Consider the following 14,562-nt stretch of genomic DNA (forward strand, 5'->3'; position numbering starts at 1 on the left):
CCGCGCTGCCTTCAGTCGATGCGTTCGAAGGGCAGGCCGACGTAGTTCTCGGCGATGCAGGTGCGCCCGGCCTGGGAGTCGAGGAAGTAGGCCAGTTCAGTATCGAGCATCTTCTGGGTGAAGGCGTCGTTGTCGGGGAATTTGTGCAGCATGCTGGTCATCCACCAGGAGAAGCGCTCGGCCTTCCAGATGCGCCGCAGGGCGACTTCCGAATAGCGCTGCAGCAGCTCGACGCGGCCTTCGCCGTAGACCTTCACCAGGATGCGGTACAGGGCGTCGACGTCGCTGGCCGCCAGGTTCAGGCCCTTGGCGCCGGTGGGCGGGACTATGTGCCCGGCGTCGCCGACCAGGAACAGCTTGCCGTACTGCAGCGGCTCCACCACGAAGCTGCGCAGCGGGGCGATGCTCTTCTCCAGCGACGGGCCGGTGACCAGGCGCGCGGCGGCGTCGGCCGGCAGGCGGCGCTTGAGTTCGTCCCAGAAGCGCTCGTCGGACCAGTCCTCGACCTTCTCCTCCAGGCCCACCTGCAGGTAGTAGCGGCTGCGGGTGGCCGAACGCATGCTGCTGAGGCTGAAGCCGCGCTCGCTGCTGGCGTAGATGAGTTCGTGGTTGACCGGCGGGGTGTCGCTGAGCAGGCCGAGCCAGCCGAAGGGGTAGACGCGTTCGTAGGTCTTGAGCTTGTCCGCCGGGATGGTCTGCCGCGACACGCCGTGGAAGCCGTCGCAGCCGGCGATGTAGTCGCAGTCCAGGCGCGCCGTCTCGCCGTCCTTGGTGAAGGTGACGTAGGGCTTCTCGCCCTGCACCTCGTGCAGCTGCACGTCGCCGGCTTCGTAGATGCTCAGGGCGCCGCTGGCCTGGCGGGCTTCCATGAGGTCGCGGGTGACTTCGGTCTGGCCGTAGACCATCACGTTCTTGCCGCCGGTCAGGCCCTTGAGGTCGATGCGCTCGCGGCGGCCGTCCAGCACCAGCTCGAAGCCGTCGTGGGGCAGGCCCTCGGCGTCCATGCGGGCATTGGCGCCGGCCTCGCGCAGCAGGTCCACGGTGCCCTGTTCCAGCACCCCGGCGCGGATGCGCCCGAGCACGTAGTCCGGGCTCTGGCGTTCGAGGATGACGTTGTCGATGCCGGCACGTTGCAGCAGTTGGCCGAGCAGCAGGCCGGAAGGGCCGGCGCCGATGATGGCAACCTGGGTTTTCATTGTTGTTTTCCTCGTCGTCGCGGGCCGGGGCCTGGTCGTAGGCACGCCCCCTGGCCGCGTAGTTGTTATTGGCACCTGCATTTTTGGTGGATGAATCGCCGCGCAGAAGGCAATATCCAACAGATAACCTGGATTTTTCGTGGATAGCCCCGGCGGCCTATAAATGCACAAGACGCCCGCTTCGAATCCGGTCCCGGTGTTCCAGCTCTACGGCGAGACCCACGCCTGGCCGACACCCGACCCCCTGCACTGCGAGACCATTCCGTCGCGCAGCAGCCTGTACGACTGGGAAATCCGCCCGCACCGCCACGCCGACCTGGTGCAGCTGCTCTACGTGCGCGCCGGCGAAGCCGAGCTGGAAGTGGAGGGCAGCGTCACCCGCGTGCGCGAGGCCACAGTGCAGGTCTCGCCGCCCCTGTGCGTGCACGGCTTCCGCTTCACCGCGCAGATCGACGGCTACGTCCTCAGCCTGGCCCAGCCCTTCGCCGAGGAACTGCTGCGCCAGTTCGACCGCGCCGTGCTGGAACAGCCGCAGTGCTACGCGGTGGGTGAGGACGAGCGCTACCTGAGCACCCTGTTCGACTCCATCGAGCGTGAATACGCACGCCAGGAGCCGGGCCGTGAGCTGATGCTGCGCTCGCTGGTCAGCGCCCTGCTGGTGTGGCTGGGGCGCCGCCACCTGCAGGCCAGCCACGCCGCCAGCGCCGCGCCGGACCGTGGCCGCGAGCACCTGCAGGCGTTCCGCCGGCTGGTGGAGAAACACTTGCGCGAGCACCTGCCGATCGAGCGCTACGCCGAGCGCCTGGGCATCAGCGCGGCGCACCTCAACGCCCTGTGCCGGCGCCTGGCCGGCGTTTCGGCGCTGCAGCTGATCAGCCAGCGCCTGCTGCTGGAGGCCAAGCGCAACCTGGTGTACACGGACATGACCGTGCAGGAGGTCTCCGACCAACTGGGCTTCTCGGAGCCGGCGTATTTCTCGCGATTCTTCAAGCGCGGCACCGGGCAGTCGCCCAGGGCCTTCCGGGGTAACCGATGAACATCGACTCACGCATCAAGTTCCGCCACCTGCTGTGCTTCCTCGAAGTGGCCCGCCTGGGCAGCCTGGCGCGCGCCGCCGACCGCCTGGCGGTGAGCCAGCCGGCGGTGTCGAAGACGCTCAAGGAGCTGGAGGAAGTGCTCGACGCCAGCCTGTTCGAGCGCGGCAAGGGCGGCGCCGTGCTGACCGAGGCCGGCATCGCCTTCCTGCGCTATGCCGGGCCCTGCGTGCAGGCCCTGCGCGACGGCGTGGAGAGCCTGCGCGGCGGCGAATACGCGGCCAGCAGCGCGCGCCTGGGCGTGCTTTCCACGGTGGAGGGCGCCTTCCTCCCGGAAGTGGTGCGGCGCCTGCACGCGCGCCACGGGGCGCTGGTGGTCAGCGTGGTCACCGGGCCCAGCGCGCACCTGCTCTCGCAACTGCGCGTCGGCGAGCTGGACCTGGTGGTCGGGCGCATGACCGACAGCCCGCAGATCCAGGGCCTGACCTTCGAGCACCTGTACAACGAGCCGCTGACCCTGGTGGTGCGCGCCGGCCACCCGCTGCTGGGCCGGCCGCTGGACGCGGCGGAGCTGGAGGAATACCCGCTGGTGCTGCCCACCGCCGGCACCACCATCCGCAAGCGCGTCGACAGCCTGTTCGTCGAGCACGGCCTGCGCCAGTCGTCGCGGCGCCTGGAAACCCTCTCGCTGAGCCTGAGCCGGCGCTACGTCGATGACAGCGACGCAGTGTGGATGGCGCCGCTGGACGCGGTGCGCGCGGCCCTGGGCAAGGACGAGCTGGCCGAGCTGGCGCCGCAGTTGCAGGAGGCCGGCGGCTCGGTGGGCATCTGTAGCAACGCCTCGCTGCCGCTGTCCCTCGGCGCGCACTGGTGCCAGGAGGTGCTGCGCGAGGTGGGCCAGGAGTACCGCGAAGGAGTTTATCCATAACCATTTGGTTAAGGATGGCGGGCAGCTTTTCAATTTTCCTGCGCGCTGAGCTGGCGGAAACTGCGGAGCACATGCCTGATGCTCTACAGGCTCCTATAACTCCAACAACAGGAGACCGCCATGTCCGAAGTGGACAACAGCCGGTTCGTCATCCGTGACCGCAACTGGCACCCCAAAGCCCTCACCCCCGACTACAAGACCTCCGTCGCCCGCTCCCCGCGCCAGGCGCTGGTGAGCATCCCACAGTCGATCTCCGAGACCACCGGCCCGGACTTCTCGCACCTGAAGTTCGGCGAGCACGACAACGACCTGCTGCTCAACTTCAACACCGGCGCGCTGCCCATCGGCGAGCGCATCGTCGTCCACGGCCGCGTCGTCGACCAGTACGGCAAGCCGGTGCCCAACACCCTGGTGGAAATGTGGCAGGCCAACGCCGGCGGCCGCTACCGGCACAAGAACGACCGCTACCTGGCGCCGCTGGACCCGAACTTCGGCGGCGTCGGCCGCGCCATCACCGACAGCGACGGCCGCTACATCTTCCGCACCATCAAGCCCGGCCCCTACCCGTGGCGCAACGGCCCCAACGACTGGCGCCCGGCGCACATCCACTTCTCCATCAGCGGCCCATCCATCGCCACCCGGCTGATCACTCAGCTGTACTTCGAGGGCGACCCGCTGATCCCCATGTGCCCCATCGTCAAGTCGATCGCCAACCCCGAGGCGGTGCAGAGCCTGATCGCGCGCCTGGACATGGGCATGGCCAACCCCATGGACTGCCTGGCCTACCGCTTCGACATCGTCCTGCGCGGCCAGCGCCAGACCCACTTCGAGAATCGCTGAGGAGCTTCGCCATGCCCGTTCAACTGCTCCCCGAAACCCCCTCGCAGACCGCCGGCCCGTACGTGCACATCGGCCTGGCCCTGGAAGCGGCCGGCAACCCGACCCGCGACCTGGAAATCTGGAACCAGATGGCCAAGCCCGGTGCCGCCGGCGAGCACATCCTGCTGCTGGGCCACGTCTACGACGGCAACGGCCACCTGGTGCGCGACTCCTTCCTGGAGTTCTGGCAGGCCGACCACGAAGGCCACTACGACAGCCGCTACGACGCGGAGAAGGCGTTCAACGGCTTCGGCCGCACCGCCACCACCTTCGATGCCGGTGAGTGGACGCTGAAGACCATCAAGCCGGGCGTGACCAAGGCCGCCGACGGCCGCCCGCAGGCGCCGCACATCAACGTGTCGCTGTTCGCCCGCGGCATCAACATCCACCTGCAGACGCGCCTGTACTTCGAGGACGAGGCCGAGGCCAACGCCAAGGACCCGGTGCTCAACCTGATCGAACAGGCGCCGCGCCGCGAGACCCTGGTGGCCCGCCGCTGCGAGGTGAACGGCCAGCTGGCCTATCGTTTCGACATCCGCATCCAGGGCGAAGGCGAGACGGTGTTCTTCGATTTCTGATGCGTTCCGACGCCTGAGCGGGCGGGCCGCGCGAGCGGTCCGCCCGTCGGCGTTCACGGCATGGCGTAGGCTGTGCCTGATGACGAAGAAAACTGGAGCCCTTGCGTGAGCAACCGACTTTTCGACGCCTACTTCACCCAGCCGGCGATGCGCGAGCTGTTCTGCGACCGCGCGCGCCTGCAGGGCATGCTCGACTTCGAGGCCGCCCTGGCCCGCGCCGAGGCGCGCTGCGGGGTGATCCCGGCCAGCGCGGTGGCGCCCATCGAGGCCGCCTGCCGCGCCGAGCTGTACGACTTCGACGCCCTGGCCACGGCCATCTGCAGCGCCGGCAACTCGGCCATCCCCATGGCCAAGGCGCTGGGCCGCCAGGTCGCCGCGACGGACGTGGAGGCCGAGCGCTACGTGCATTTCGGCGCCACCAGCCAGGACGCCATGGACAGCGGCCTGGTGCTGCAACTGCGCGCCGCCGTCGGCCTGCTGGAAGACGACCTGGCGCGCCTGGGCGCGGCCCTGGCCGAGCAGGCGCGCCAGCACGCCGACGTGCCCATGGCCGGGCGCACCTGGCTGCAGCACGCCACCCCGGTGACCCTGGGCATGAAGATCGCCGGCTGGCTCGGCGCGGTCACCCGCCACCGCGAACGCCTGGCCGAACTCAAGCCGCGCCTGCTCAGCCTGCAGTTCGGCGGCGCCTCCGGCAGCCTGGCGGCGCTGGGCGACGACGGCTTCGCCGTGGCCGAGGCGCTGGCCGAGGAACTGCGCCTGCAACTGCCGGAACAGCCCTGGCACACCCAGCGCGACCGCCTCGTCGAATTCGCCGCCTGGCTCGGCCTGGTGGCCGGCAGCCTGGGCAAGCTCGGCCGCGACCTCAGCCTGCTGATGCAGACCGAGGCCGGCGAAGTCTTCGAACCTTCCGCGCCGGGCAAGGGCGGCTCCTCGACCATGCCGCACAAGCGCAACCCGGTGGGCGCCGCCGTGCTGATCGGCGCCGCCACCCGAGCGCCGGGCCTGGTGGCGACGATGCTGAGCGCCATGCCCCAGGAGCACGAGCGCAGCCTCGGCCTGTGGCACGCCGAATGGGAAAGCCTGCCGGAACTCTGCTGCCTGGTCTCCGGCGCGCTGCAGCAGGCGCTGCTGGTGGTGCCGGGCCTGGAAGTGGACGCCCAGCGCATGGCCCGCAACCTCGACCTGACCCGCGGCCTGGTGCTGGCCGAGGCGGTGAGCATCGCCCTGGCCCGGCGCATCGGCCGCGACGCCGCGCACCACCTGGTGGAGCAATGCTGCCGCCAGGCCGTGGCCGAAGGCGCGCACCTGCGCCAGGTGCTGGGCGGCAACGCCGAGGTCCGCGCGCAATTGAGCGAAGCCGAGCTGGATCGACTGCTCGACCCGGCCCATTACCTGGGCCAGTGCCGCCGCTGGGTGGAACGCGCCCTGGAAGAACACGCGCGCCTCGGCTGAAGCGCGACAGACAAGCGAGAGAGAACCCGATGGACGAGAAACAACGCTACGAAGCCGGCATGCAGGTCCGCCGCGCGGTGCTGGGCGACGCCCACGTCGACCGCAGCCTGCAGAACCGCACCGCCTTCAACGAAGAATTCCAGGAAATGATCACCCGCCACGCCTGGGGCGACATCTGGACCCGCCCCGGCCTGCCGCGCCATACCCGCAGCCTGGTGACCATCGCCATGCTCATCGGCATGAACCGCGAAGGCGAACTGAAACTGCACCTGCGCGCCGCCCGCAACAACGGCGTGAGCCGCGAGGAGATCAAGGAAGTGCTGCTGCAGAGCGCGATCTACTGCGGCATCCCGGCGGCCAACGCTACCTTCCACCTGGCGGAGGAAGTGTGGAACGAGCTGGGGACGGAGTCGCTGGAGGGGTGAGCCTGATCTAACGGCGTATAACCGCGAACGGTTATACGCCCTACGCTATGGCGCTTTTCGTAGGAGCGAGCTTGCTCGCGAATGGAGTTTGTCGGTGGCTGCGGTGTTGGGTTCAAGAGCACCCTCTCCCCGGCCCTCTCCCTGAAGGGAGAGGGGGCTTGTCCGTGCCGGCGGAGGCTATGGCGTTCGCCGGCTATTTCCGCAACTGCCGGCTAACTCCAGCGTTCCCGTTTCTGCCCAACGGTCCCCTCTCCCTTCAGGGAGAGGGTCAGGGAGAGGGCGTTCTTGAGGATGCGCTCCGGACCTCCCGGTAGAACTCCATTCGCGAGCAAGCTCGCTCCTACAACCACCAATCCCCCTCACGGCATCCGATCCGCCACGAAATCCGCCTTCGAACGCGCCTCCAACTCCACAACTGCCGGCTAACTCCAGCGTTCCCGTTTCTGCCCAACGGTCCCCTCTCCCTTCAGGGAGAGGGTTAGGGAGAGGGCGTTCTTGAGGATGCGCTCCGGACCTCCCGGTAGAACTCCATTCGCGAGCAAGCTCGCTCCTACAACCACCAATCCCCCTCACGGCATCCGATCCGCCACGAAATCCGCCTCCGAACGCGCCTCCAACTGCCCCTTGCGGCAAGCGCGCTGGAACCGCTCGAAGTCCCGCTCGTTCTGCAGCGCATAAGCCTTGGCGTAATGCACCAGCGCATCGTTCAGCGCATCGCTCTTGCCGATGTAGCCGGCGATCCGCGCCGCCTGGCCGCCGGACTTGGCGTGGGCGCACGCCAGGGCGCGGCCGCAGACGCGAGCGTAGGCGAGGAAGGCGTTTTCGTCGAAGGTCTCCAGTTCCGCCGAAACCTTCATGTCGCGCAACTGGCGCACGTAGAAGTGGCGGCCGCCGGGGCCGGTGGTCCAGCCGAGGAAGAGGTCGCTGGCCGACTGCATCAGGCGCTGGCCGTCCACCACCCGCTGGCCCTGGTGGCGGGTGCGCAGCTTGCTGCGCACGTAGCCGGCCAGCACCGAGGGACGGGCTTCCTTGTACTGCAGGAACAGCGGCTGCTCCTGGGGATCGATCAGCAGCGCCACCAGGCAGCGGGTGCCGACGCTGCCCACGCCCACCACCTTGAACACCAGGTCCTGCGCCTCGAAGCGGTCCAGCAGGTCGCGGCGGTCGGCCTGCAGGGTGGAGCGGTAGTCGCGCATGAAGGTGTCGTGCAGGTCCTGCCAGTGCTCCAGGTCCATCCAGTCGTCGTCCTTGTCCAGCAGCGAGGTCGAGGCGTGCAGGTGGAAGATTTCCGGCAGGTCGTCGCGGATCTGCAGGCGGCCCTTGGCGTCGCGCTCGGCGATCTTCGGCAGCAGTTCGGCGTGGGTGCGCCGGTTGGCCTTCTCGATGGCGCGCTGCACGTGCTCGCGCAGGTCCTTTTCCTTCTCCTGCTCCAGCGCCACCTCGTAGTCGATGCGCCCGTACCACAGCTCCAGGGCGCCCATCTCGGCGCATTCGGCCATGTTCTGCTGGTAGGAAGCGACCAGTTCGTGGCAGGCGTTCTCCTCCACGGTCTCGCCGTGGCGCAGGTCGCGGGCGGCGATCAGGAAGCTCGCCACCAGGCGCTTGAGGTCCCATTCCCAGGGGCCGGGGTGGACCTCGTCGAAGTCGTTGACGTTGAACAGCAGGTTGCGCTCGGGGGAGGCGAAGCCGCCGAAGTTCATCAGGTGGCAGTCGCCGCAGATCGGCAGCTCCATGCCCATGTCCGGGGTGCCCGAGAGGTCGTGGGCCTGGAGCAGGGCGCTGCCGCGGAAGAAGGTGAAGGGCGACACCAGCATGCGCCCGTAGCGCAGCGCCACCAGCGACTGCACGCGGCCGGCGCTGGAGGCCTCGATCAGCGGCAGCGGGTCGCGGTCGATCTTCCCGGGTTCGGCGTGGCTGCTGCGCGGGCACTTGTCGCGGGCGTCCTTGCCCTGTTTGCGGAGTTCCTTGATGTCCATCGTTCACCTCCAATCCCGGGGCCATGAATTCGAGCTTAGAGGCTGGCCAGGGGCCTGCAAGTCGGCGCCTTGGGCTGGCCTGGAAAGGGCATTTCTGCGATGGTCGCGGCGTCTCGTCGTCAGGAAGCGTCCATGTCCGCCATCGCCATTCCGCTCGCCCGTCCCGCCAGCCTGCCCTGGCGCGCCCTGGGCATCGCCCTTGGTCTGCTGGCCCTGGCCGGCTGCAGTTCGCAGTCCGCCCGTCAGGCGCCGGAGCCGACGCCGGCGCAGGTGCGCGCCACCCTGGCGCAACTGATGCCGGCCAAGGTGAGCGACCGCAGCGGCTGGGCCACGGACATCCAGGCGGCCTTCGCCGCCCAGCGCATCCGCCCGAGCACCGAGAACCTCTGCTCGGTGCTGGCGATCACCGAGCAGGAATCCAACTTCCAGGCCGACCCGCAGGTGCCGGGCCTGGGCCGCATCGCCCGCGGCGAGATGCAGAAGCGCGCCGCGCGCCTGCACGTCCCCAACTTCCTGCTCGACGCCGCGCTGGCGCTGAAGTCGCCCACCGGCAAGAGCTACAGCCAGCGCCTGGACGCGGTGCGCAGCGAGCGCGAGCTGAGCGCCATCTTCGACGACTTCATCGGCATGGTGCCGCTCGGCCAGCAGCTGTTCGGCCGCTTCAACCCGGTGCGCACCGGCGGGCCGATGCAGGTCAGCGTGGCCTTCGCCGAGCAGCACGCCGAGGGCTACCCGTACCCGATGAAGGGCAGCGTGCGCCAGGAAGTGTTCAGCCGCCGCGGCGGCATGTACTTCGGCATCGCCCACCTGCTGGGCTACCCGGCGGACTACCAGCGGCCGCTGTACCGCTTCGCCGACTTCAACGCCGGCTGGTACGCCAGCCGCAACGCCGCCTTCCAGCGCGCCGTGAGCCTGGCCACCGGCATCCCGTTGGCGCTGGACGGCGACCTGATCCGCTACGACTCCAGCGCCGCCGGCGCCACCGAACTGGCGGTGCGCACCCTGGGCCCGCGCCTGGGCCTGAGCGACAGCCAGGTCCGCCGCGACCTGGAGCAGGGCGAGCGCGCCGAATTCGGCGAGACGAAGCTCTACGCCAAGGTCTTCGCCCTGGCCGAGAAGAACGAAGGCAAGCCCCTGGCCCGGGCGGTGCTGCCGGGCATCACCCTGCACAGCCCGAAGATCACCCGCAACCTCACCACCGCCTGGTTCGCCCAGCGCGTGGACGAGCGCTACCAGCGCTGCCTGGCTCGGGCCGGCAAGCGCTGACCGCCGCAGGCCGCCTTGCGCTGGCCGCCCGGCGCCGCGAATAATCCCGGGCCCACTCCCGACGAGGCGCCCGGCATGCCCGCATCCTTCCCTCCCGTCCTGCTCGATGCCCTGCGCCAGGCGCGGCACCTTGTGGTGTTCACCGGCGCCGGGGTTTCCGCAGAGAGCGGTATCCCCACCTTCCGCGATGCCCTGAGTGGCCTGTGGCAGCGCTTCGATCCCGCCCAGTTGGCCACCCCCGAAGCCTTCGCCGAAGACCCGGCGCTGGTCTGGGGCTGGTACGAATGGCGGCGCATGAAGGTGCTGGCCGCGCAGCCCAACCCGGCGCACCGGGCCATCGCCGAACTGGCCGCGCGGGTACCGCGCCTGAGCCTGGTGACGCAGAACGTCGACGACCTCCACGAACGCGCCGGCAGCCCGGCGGCGATCCACCTGCACGGCAGCCTGCACCAGCCGCGCTGCGTGGCCTGCGGCCGGGTCCACGACGGCCTTTCGACGAGCCTGCGGGAACCGGAAGAGGGCCGCCGTCTGGAACCACCACGCTGCGTCCATTGCGGCGAGCGGGTGCGCCCCGGCGTGGTGTGGTTCGGTGAAATGCTCCCGGAAGCCGCATTGGAGGAAGCCTTCGCCGCCGCCGGGGCTTGTGACTGCCTGCTCTCCATCGGCACCTCCGGCGTGGTCCAGCCCGCCGCGATGATTCCGCAACTGGCCGCGGAAAGCGGCGCCGTGGTCGCCCACGTCAACCCGCAGCCGGTGAGCGTGCGCGGGCCGCGGCAGTTCAGCCTGGAAGGGCCTGCCGGGGTGGTGTTGCCGGCGTTGAGCGAGGCGGCTTTTGGTTATCGGAGTCAGGTCTGAAGGAGGGGGGCTTCGGGTAGCTACCAGGAGTCATAGGGAATGCCTTGTTCTCGGATATAGGCCTGGGCGGCTTCGGTCGGCGGGCGGTAATAGATCCCCTTTGAATGCCCTTCATAGGGGCCCCGCTTATCGATGACTCCCTTGAAACGCCCGATTTCCTTCTCCTCGAGGCAGGGGCCGCCGACCCAGGCCTTGGCGATGCCGCCAGGGGCCATGCCAATGGAGATCATCTTGCGGTAGTCAGTTACCCAACTCCTGTCGCCCAGGCAGTAGGCCTGCTGGGGTTTGAGCATTTCATCGCGGACCCACTGCGGGATGTTGATGCGCACGTTGTAGGTCTGGGGTTCCACGAGGGACTGCCAGCGGACGAAGATGATTTCCGGCAGATCGACGCCTGTTACCGGCTTCAATTTGCCCATGCCGTTCTTGGGCCAGCCGACAGGGCTTCCGCTGTAGCCGACGACCCCCCCATGTACGTGTTCGTAGGCCAGCCCGCGCCTGTCCACCACATCGACGCTTTCGACCCAGACTTCCATGTATTTCGGCGCACCTATGCCGACGGACCAGGCGTTGTAGGGCAGCTTGGGGCGACCTTGGCTTGTGCTGCAGCCCGTAAGTGTGGCTGCTGTAATGCAGAGCAGGAGCGCGTTCGTGATGAGGAGTCTCCTTTGACGCCGATTACCAGGAGTCATAAGGAATACCGTGCTGGTCGATGTAGTTCCTGGACGCTGGTTCCAGGGATGGCCACGCATATTGCCCGTTGGTCTTGCCTTGCGATGGGCCGAGTTTTTCAATCACCGCCTTGTAGCGGCCGATTTCCTTCTCTTCGAGGCAGGGGCCGCCGACCCAGGCCTTGGCGATGCCGCCAGGGGCCATGCCGATGGAGATCATCTTGCGGTAGTCAGTTACCCAACTCCTGTCGCCCAGGCAGTAGGTCCACTGGGGTTTGAGCATCTCATCGCGGACCCACTGCGGGATGTTGATGCGCACGTTGTAGGTTTGGGGTTCCACGAGGGACTGCCAGCGGACGAAGATGATTTCCGGCAGATCGACGCCCGTAACGGGCTTCATCTTGCCGCTGCCGTTCCACCAGCCCGCGGTCTTGTTGTTGTAGGCCACGACGCCGGCATGAACGCGTTCATAGGCCAGCCCACGTCTGTCCACCACATCGACGCTTTCGACCCAGACTTCCATGTATTTCGGCGCACCTATGCCGACGGACCAGGCGTTGTAGGGCAGCTTGGGGCGACCTTGGCTTGTGCTGCAGCCCGTAAGCGTGGCTGCTGTAATGCAGAGCAGGAGCGCGTTCGTGATGGGCAGTCGCCTTTGTCGCCGATTACCAGGAGTCATAGGGAATGCCGTGGTCTTTGACATACGCCTCGGCTTTCTCGGAAAGGTAGTAATACTTGCCGCCCGAGAGACCTTCGTATGGTCCACGCTTGTCGATAACGGCCTTGTATCGGCCGATTTCCTTTTCCTCCAGGCAAGGTCCGCCGATCCAGGCCTTGGCGATGCCGCCAGGGGCCATGCCAATGGAGATCATCTTTCGGTAGTCGGTTTCCCAACTCTTGGTGCCCAGGCAGTAGGCCTGCTGAGGTTTGAGCATCTCATCGCGGACCCACTGCGGGATGTTGATGCGCACGTTATAGGTCTGGGGCTCCACAAGGGACTGCCAACGGACAAAGATAATTTCCGGTAGGTCGACGCCTGTCACGGGCTTCATCTTGCCGCCGCCGCTCCACCAGCCAGCGGTCTTGTTGTTGTAGGCCACGACGCCGGCATGAACGCGTTCATAGGCTAGCCCGCGCCTGTCCACCACATCGACGCTTTCGACCCAGACTTCCATGTATTTCGGCGCACCTATGCCGATGGACCAGGCGTTGTAGGGCAACTTGGGGCGACCTTGGCTTGTGCTGCAGCCCGTAAGCGTGGCTGCGAGGGCAATACATAAAAGCTTTTTCATTGTGGCTGGCCTTCCTCTGGCTTGTTGCTATAGGTCAGGCGCCGATTCGGCGCGGGCTTGTTGATCATTGCTCCGTAGCTGGGCGACCAGTGGGCAGACAAGTGGATATAGCGAGCCTTGAGCAGGCGATTTTCTGCTTTGCTCAATCGAAAGGGCGCGCCTTGGGCATAGGCGAGAAGGCTGGCGGATATGGTCTGTAACTCCATGGGTAACCTGAGATTCGGATCATCTTCGAGAATCCGGCCAAATGGCACGTCATGTAGCAGGGCCAATTCACGCATCACCCGAAGCGCCACTCGCGACAGTTCGCCTCGTACCCGACGCTGAATGGCTATGGCAACCAACGCCCTTTGCGACACGTCATGTTCATTGGCGTTGGGGAAATGCCAGCCGACCGGCTCCATCTGGCCATCGCCGGGCAGTCCGTCCAGTTCCAGCCGGGCGACTTCAAGCTGGGCCTCCCGCCATACCGAGCTGCGTTCCAGGGGCATGTTGGGGCTGACCCGGGTGGCGCGTGGCCGGCTCAGCAGCAGTTTCTCCTGCATCAGGGCCGGGTAGCCGCCGCCGATGTCCGAATGTGCGCCGGGCAGGGAAATCTCCTGGTGGTGCGGGGCTACGCTGGTCAGGGGAAAGTTCCAGCGGCGTTCGTCGGCCGCGGTCAATTGCACGACCTTGCGCGCGCAACCGGGGGGCAGGTAGAGGTTGATGCCGGGGTTGAGGTCGTTGGCTGGGCTCCAGTCGCCGCGCAGTGGGTCGACGATGGCGGCCACGGTATCGAACAGGCCGATGAAGTTGATGCGGACGTCGGTAGTCCAGTCGAAATCCGCCAGCAGGCCGAACTGCCCGGGCTTTAATACTTCGCCCAGGATGCCGCCATCGGGCTTGAGCACTTCGTTGGCGAAGTGGCGGGCTGCTGCCGCGCCGCGGCTGAAACCGAAGAGGTCGAATTCGAGACGGGCTACATGGATGCCTGGGTTGGTTCTTACGAATAGCAGCAGTTGGTCTTTGATCGCCGCAGGGCTTTGTATTACGCGTTGCAGTACGCCGGTTTCCCCCCGCCCCGTCGCCTGGCTGACACGCGAATCCGGCGCGCCGCTGGTGGTGCCTATGCCTTCGATGTATATCGGCACGTAACCGATAGTCGCATCTGGCTCCAGGGGAATGCTGGTGTTGTCCAAGTAGAGTTCGGATAGCAGGGCCACATTGCTCGGTGCATTCCCGTAGCTGTCGTTCGGATGGCTCTGGAAGACGCCATGCTCGTCCGGGGCGCTGAAGCCGAAGCGTTCGCAGATGGCGATGGTGTCCAGCAGGGTTTCCTCGCCGAGCTGCTGACGGTCGTCTTGGCGGCAGCGCTCGGTCAGTGCCGCGTTGGCCAGGTTGTTGCCGGTGCCGTCGAAGAAGGCTGCCAGGCGCAGGGTCAGGCCTGGCGTCTCGTCCAGCTCTTCTTCTTCGTCTTCCTCTTCCGGTTCTTCCTGGTCAGTGGCTACTCGCACGGCCTGGCCGTCGAGCTCGAGTTGCTGGAATGCCTGCAAGGCCTCCAGGCTGGGGAAGCGCAGGTGTACGCCGCTGGCCATTTCGCCTGGCGGCTGCCAGTCCAGGCCGACGCTTTCCTCGGCCATCAGGGTGTGGGTCTGGCTGGCGATCAGTCGATGGCTGCCGGGCGGGCAGCCGCAGCTGACTACATGGTCATGGCCGGCCACCGGTTCACCGTTGGCCAGCCAGGTCGGGTTGCCTTCTGCGATCAGCCCGACGCTGCCACATCTCGGACAGCGCACCGGGTCGTTGCGCCTCGCCGCGAGGCGATGGCCGATGATCAGGTCGGGGGAGCCGGCGAGCACCTGGCCGCCGGTGGTAGTGCTGTCGTCCTTGCGAACGACGAAACGCTGGCCCATGTTGCAGCTCCTGCAAGCATTCGGATGAGTCCGGCTGGCAGGAAATGCCTTTGTCGAGGGTTTGGCTGTCGGTGGTTTCTTGGCTGGGTGAGAGGCTTTTCCGGTTGTTTGCAGA

At 67.1% G+C, this 14,562-nt stretch carries 14 protein-coding genes; 8 read left to right on the forward strand and 6 right to left on the reverse strand.

Annotation, left to right across the window (positions count from 1 at the left end):
* Nucleotides 1-11: 11 nt before the first annotated feature.
* Nucleotides 12-1,196: a 4-hydroxybenzoate 3-monooxygenase gene (pobA, locus tag BM060_RS22080; protein WP_074983008.1), complete on the reverse strand. Its 1,185-nt coding sequence runs from the start codon at nucleotides 1,194-1,196 to the stop codon at nucleotides 12-14.
* Nucleotides 1,197-1,359: 163 nt separating this feature from the next.
* Between pobA and BM060_RS22085 the strand changes: the two genes are divergently transcribed.
* The 6 genes from BM060_RS22085 (at nucleotide 1,360) to pcaC (ending at nucleotide 6,495) form a co-directional block, all read left to right on the forward strand.
* Nucleotides 1,360-2,232, forward strand: a complete 873-nt coding sequence (locus BM060_RS22085; RefSeq protein ID WP_043272423.1) for a helix-turn-helix domain-containing protein — start codon at nucleotides 1,360-1,362, stop codon at nucleotides 2,230-2,232.
* Complete coding sequence (pcaQ, locus tag BM060_RS22090) at nucleotides 2,229-3,158, forward strand: pca operon transcription factor PcaQ (protein WP_074983011.1); 930 nt, start codon at nucleotides 2,229-2,231, stop codon at nucleotides 3,156-3,158. Before BM060_RS22085 ends, pcaQ begins: the two co-directional genes overlap by 4 nt.
* Nucleotides 3,159-3,278: 120 nt before the next feature.
* Entirely contained in the window at nucleotides 3,279-3,998 is a 720-nt protein-coding gene (gene pcaH / locus BM060_RS22095; RefSeq protein WP_009618056.1) for a protocatechuate 3,4-dioxygenase subunit beta, read from the forward strand.
* Nucleotides 3,999-4,009: 11 nt separating this feature from the next.
* Entirely contained in the window at nucleotides 4,010-4,615 is a 606-nt protein-coding gene (gene pcaG, locus BM060_RS22100; protein ID WP_074983014.1) for a protocatechuate 3,4-dioxygenase subunit alpha, read from the forward strand.
* A 105-nt stretch (nucleotides 4,616-4,720) separates the two neighbouring features.
* On the forward strand, nucleotides 4,721-6,070 hold the full coding sequence (locus BM060_RS22105; RefSeq protein WP_074983016.1) for a 3-carboxy-cis,cis-muconate cycloisomerase: 1,350 nt from the start codon (nucleotides 4,721-4,723) through the stop codon (nucleotides 6,068-6,070).
* A gap of 29 nt (nucleotides 6,071-6,099) precedes the next feature.
* Entirely contained in the window at nucleotides 6,100-6,495 is a 396-nt protein-coding gene (gene pcaC, locus BM060_RS22110; protein ID WP_058072711.1) for a 4-carboxymuconolactone decarboxylase, read from the forward strand.
* 569 nt (nucleotides 6,496-7,064) lie between these two features.
* Here pcaC and BM060_RS22115 read toward each other — a convergent pair.
* A complete protein-coding gene (locus BM060_RS22115; RefSeq protein WP_074983018.1) occupies nucleotides 7,065-8,471 on the reverse strand; it encodes a DUF2252 domain-containing protein in 1,407 nt (468 codons plus the stop codon).
* Between the two features lie 132 nt (nucleotides 8,472-8,603).
* Here BM060_RS22115 and BM060_RS22120 point away from each other — a divergent pair, with 132 nt between their 5' ends.
* Together BM060_RS22120 and BM060_RS22125 are read left to right on the forward strand one after the other, a co-directional pair.
* Nucleotides 8,604-9,737 carry a DUF1615 domain-containing protein gene (locus BM060_RS22120; protein WP_245322966.1) on the forward strand — a complete coding sequence of 378 codons (1,134 nt, stop codon included), beginning with the start codon at nucleotides 8,604-8,606 and terminating at the stop codon, nucleotides 9,735-9,737.
* A 75-nt stretch (nucleotides 9,738-9,812) separates the two neighbouring features.
* Nucleotides 9,813-10,592, forward strand: a complete 780-nt coding sequence (locus BM060_RS22125; RefSeq protein WP_074983021.1) for an SIR2 family NAD-dependent protein deacylase — start codon at nucleotides 9,813-9,815, stop codon at nucleotides 10,590-10,592.
* Nucleotides 10,593-10,612: 20 nt separating this feature from the next.
* On the opposite strand, the gene BM060_RS22130 is transcribed toward BM060_RS22125, so the two are convergent.
* Genes BM060_RS22130 through BM060_RS22145 form a run of 4 tightly spaced genes read right to left on the reverse strand, consistent with a single transcriptional unit; the run spans nucleotide 10,613 to nucleotide 14,447 of the window.
* Nucleotides 10,613-11,284 carry a DUF2931 family protein gene (locus tag BM060_RS22130; protein WP_083426812.1) on the reverse strand — a complete coding sequence of 224 codons (672 nt, stop codon included), beginning with the start codon at nucleotides 11,282-11,284 and terminating at the stop codon, nucleotides 10,613-10,615.
* Nucleotides 11,271-11,942 (reverse strand): DUF2931 family protein, encoded by a 672-nt coding sequence (locus BM060_RS22135; RefSeq protein ID WP_083426813.1) that lies wholly within the window; start codon nucleotides 11,940-11,942, stop codon nucleotides 11,271-11,273. The genes BM060_RS22130 and BM060_RS22135 overlap by 14 nt, the downstream gene beginning before the upstream one ends.
* Nucleotides 11,929-12,555, reverse strand: coding sequence for a DUF2931 family protein (locus BM060_RS22140; RefSeq protein WP_074983024.1), 627 nt, complete (start codon nucleotides 12,553-12,555; stop codon nucleotides 11,929-11,931). Before BM060_RS22140 ends, BM060_RS22135 begins: the two co-directional genes overlap by 14 nt.
* A complete protein-coding gene (locus BM060_RS22145) occupies nucleotides 12,552-14,447 on the reverse strand; it encodes a type VI secretion system family protein (RefSeq protein WP_074983027.1) in 1,896 nt (631 codons plus the stop codon). Before BM060_RS22145 ends, BM060_RS22140 begins: the two co-directional genes overlap by 4 nt.
* Between the last annotated feature and the right edge of the window lie 115 nt (nucleotides 14,448-14,562).

The organism is Pseudomonas citronellolis, from assembly GCF_900112375.1.
Taxonomy (GTDB): Bacteria; Pseudomonadota; Gammaproteobacteria; order Pseudomonadales; family Pseudomonadaceae; genus Pseudomonas; species Pseudomonas citronellolis.

Coding starts and splice junctions, on each gene's coding strand:
- pobA (WP_074983008.1), bottom strand. CDS start 1,196: ATGAAAACCCAGGTTGCCATCATCGGCGCCGGCCCTTCCGGCCTGCTG.
- BM060_RS22085 (WP_043272423.1), top strand. CDS start 1,360: ATGCACAAGACGCCCGCTTCGAATCCGGTCCCGGTGTTCCAGCTCTAC.
- pcaQ (WP_074983011.1), top strand. CDS start 2,229: ATGAACATCGACTCACGCATCAAGTTCCGCCACCTGCTGTGCTTCCTC.
- pcaH (WP_009618056.1), top strand. CDS start 3,279: ATGTCCGAAGTGGACAACAGCCGGTTCGTCATCCGTGACCGCAACTGG.
- pcaG (WP_074983014.1), top strand. CDS start 4,010: ATGCCCGTTCAACTGCTCCCCGAAACCCCCTCGCAGACCGCCGGCCCG.
- pcaC (WP_058072711.1), top strand. CDS start 6,100: ATGGACGAGAAACAACGCTACGAAGCCGGCATGCAGGTCCGCCGCGCG.
- BM060_RS22115 (WP_074983018.1), bottom strand. CDS start 8,471: ATGGACATCAAGGAACTCCGCAAACAGGGCAAGGACGCCCGCGACAAG.
- BM060_RS22120 (WP_245322966.1), top strand. CDS start 8,604: ATGTCCGCCATCGCCATTCCGCTCGCCCGTCCCGCCAGCCTGCCCTGG.
- BM060_RS22125 (WP_074983021.1), top strand. CDS start 9,813: ATGCCCGCATCCTTCCCTCCCGTCCTGCTCGATGCCCTGCGCCAGGCG.
- BM060_RS22130 (WP_083426812.1), bottom strand. CDS start 11,284: ATGACTCCTGGTAATCGGCGTCAAAGGAGACTCCTCATCACGAACGCG.
- BM060_RS22135 (WP_083426813.1), bottom strand. CDS start 11,942: ATGACTCCTGGTAATCGGCGACAAAGGCGACTGCCCATCACGAACGCG.
- BM060_RS22140 (WP_074983024.1), bottom strand. CDS start 12,555: ATGAAAAAGCTTTTATGTATTGCCCTCGCAGCCACGCTTACGGGCTGC.
- BM060_RS22145 (WP_074983027.1), bottom strand. CDS start 14,447: ATGGGCCAGCGTTTCGTCGTTCGCAAGGACGACAGCACTACCACCGGC.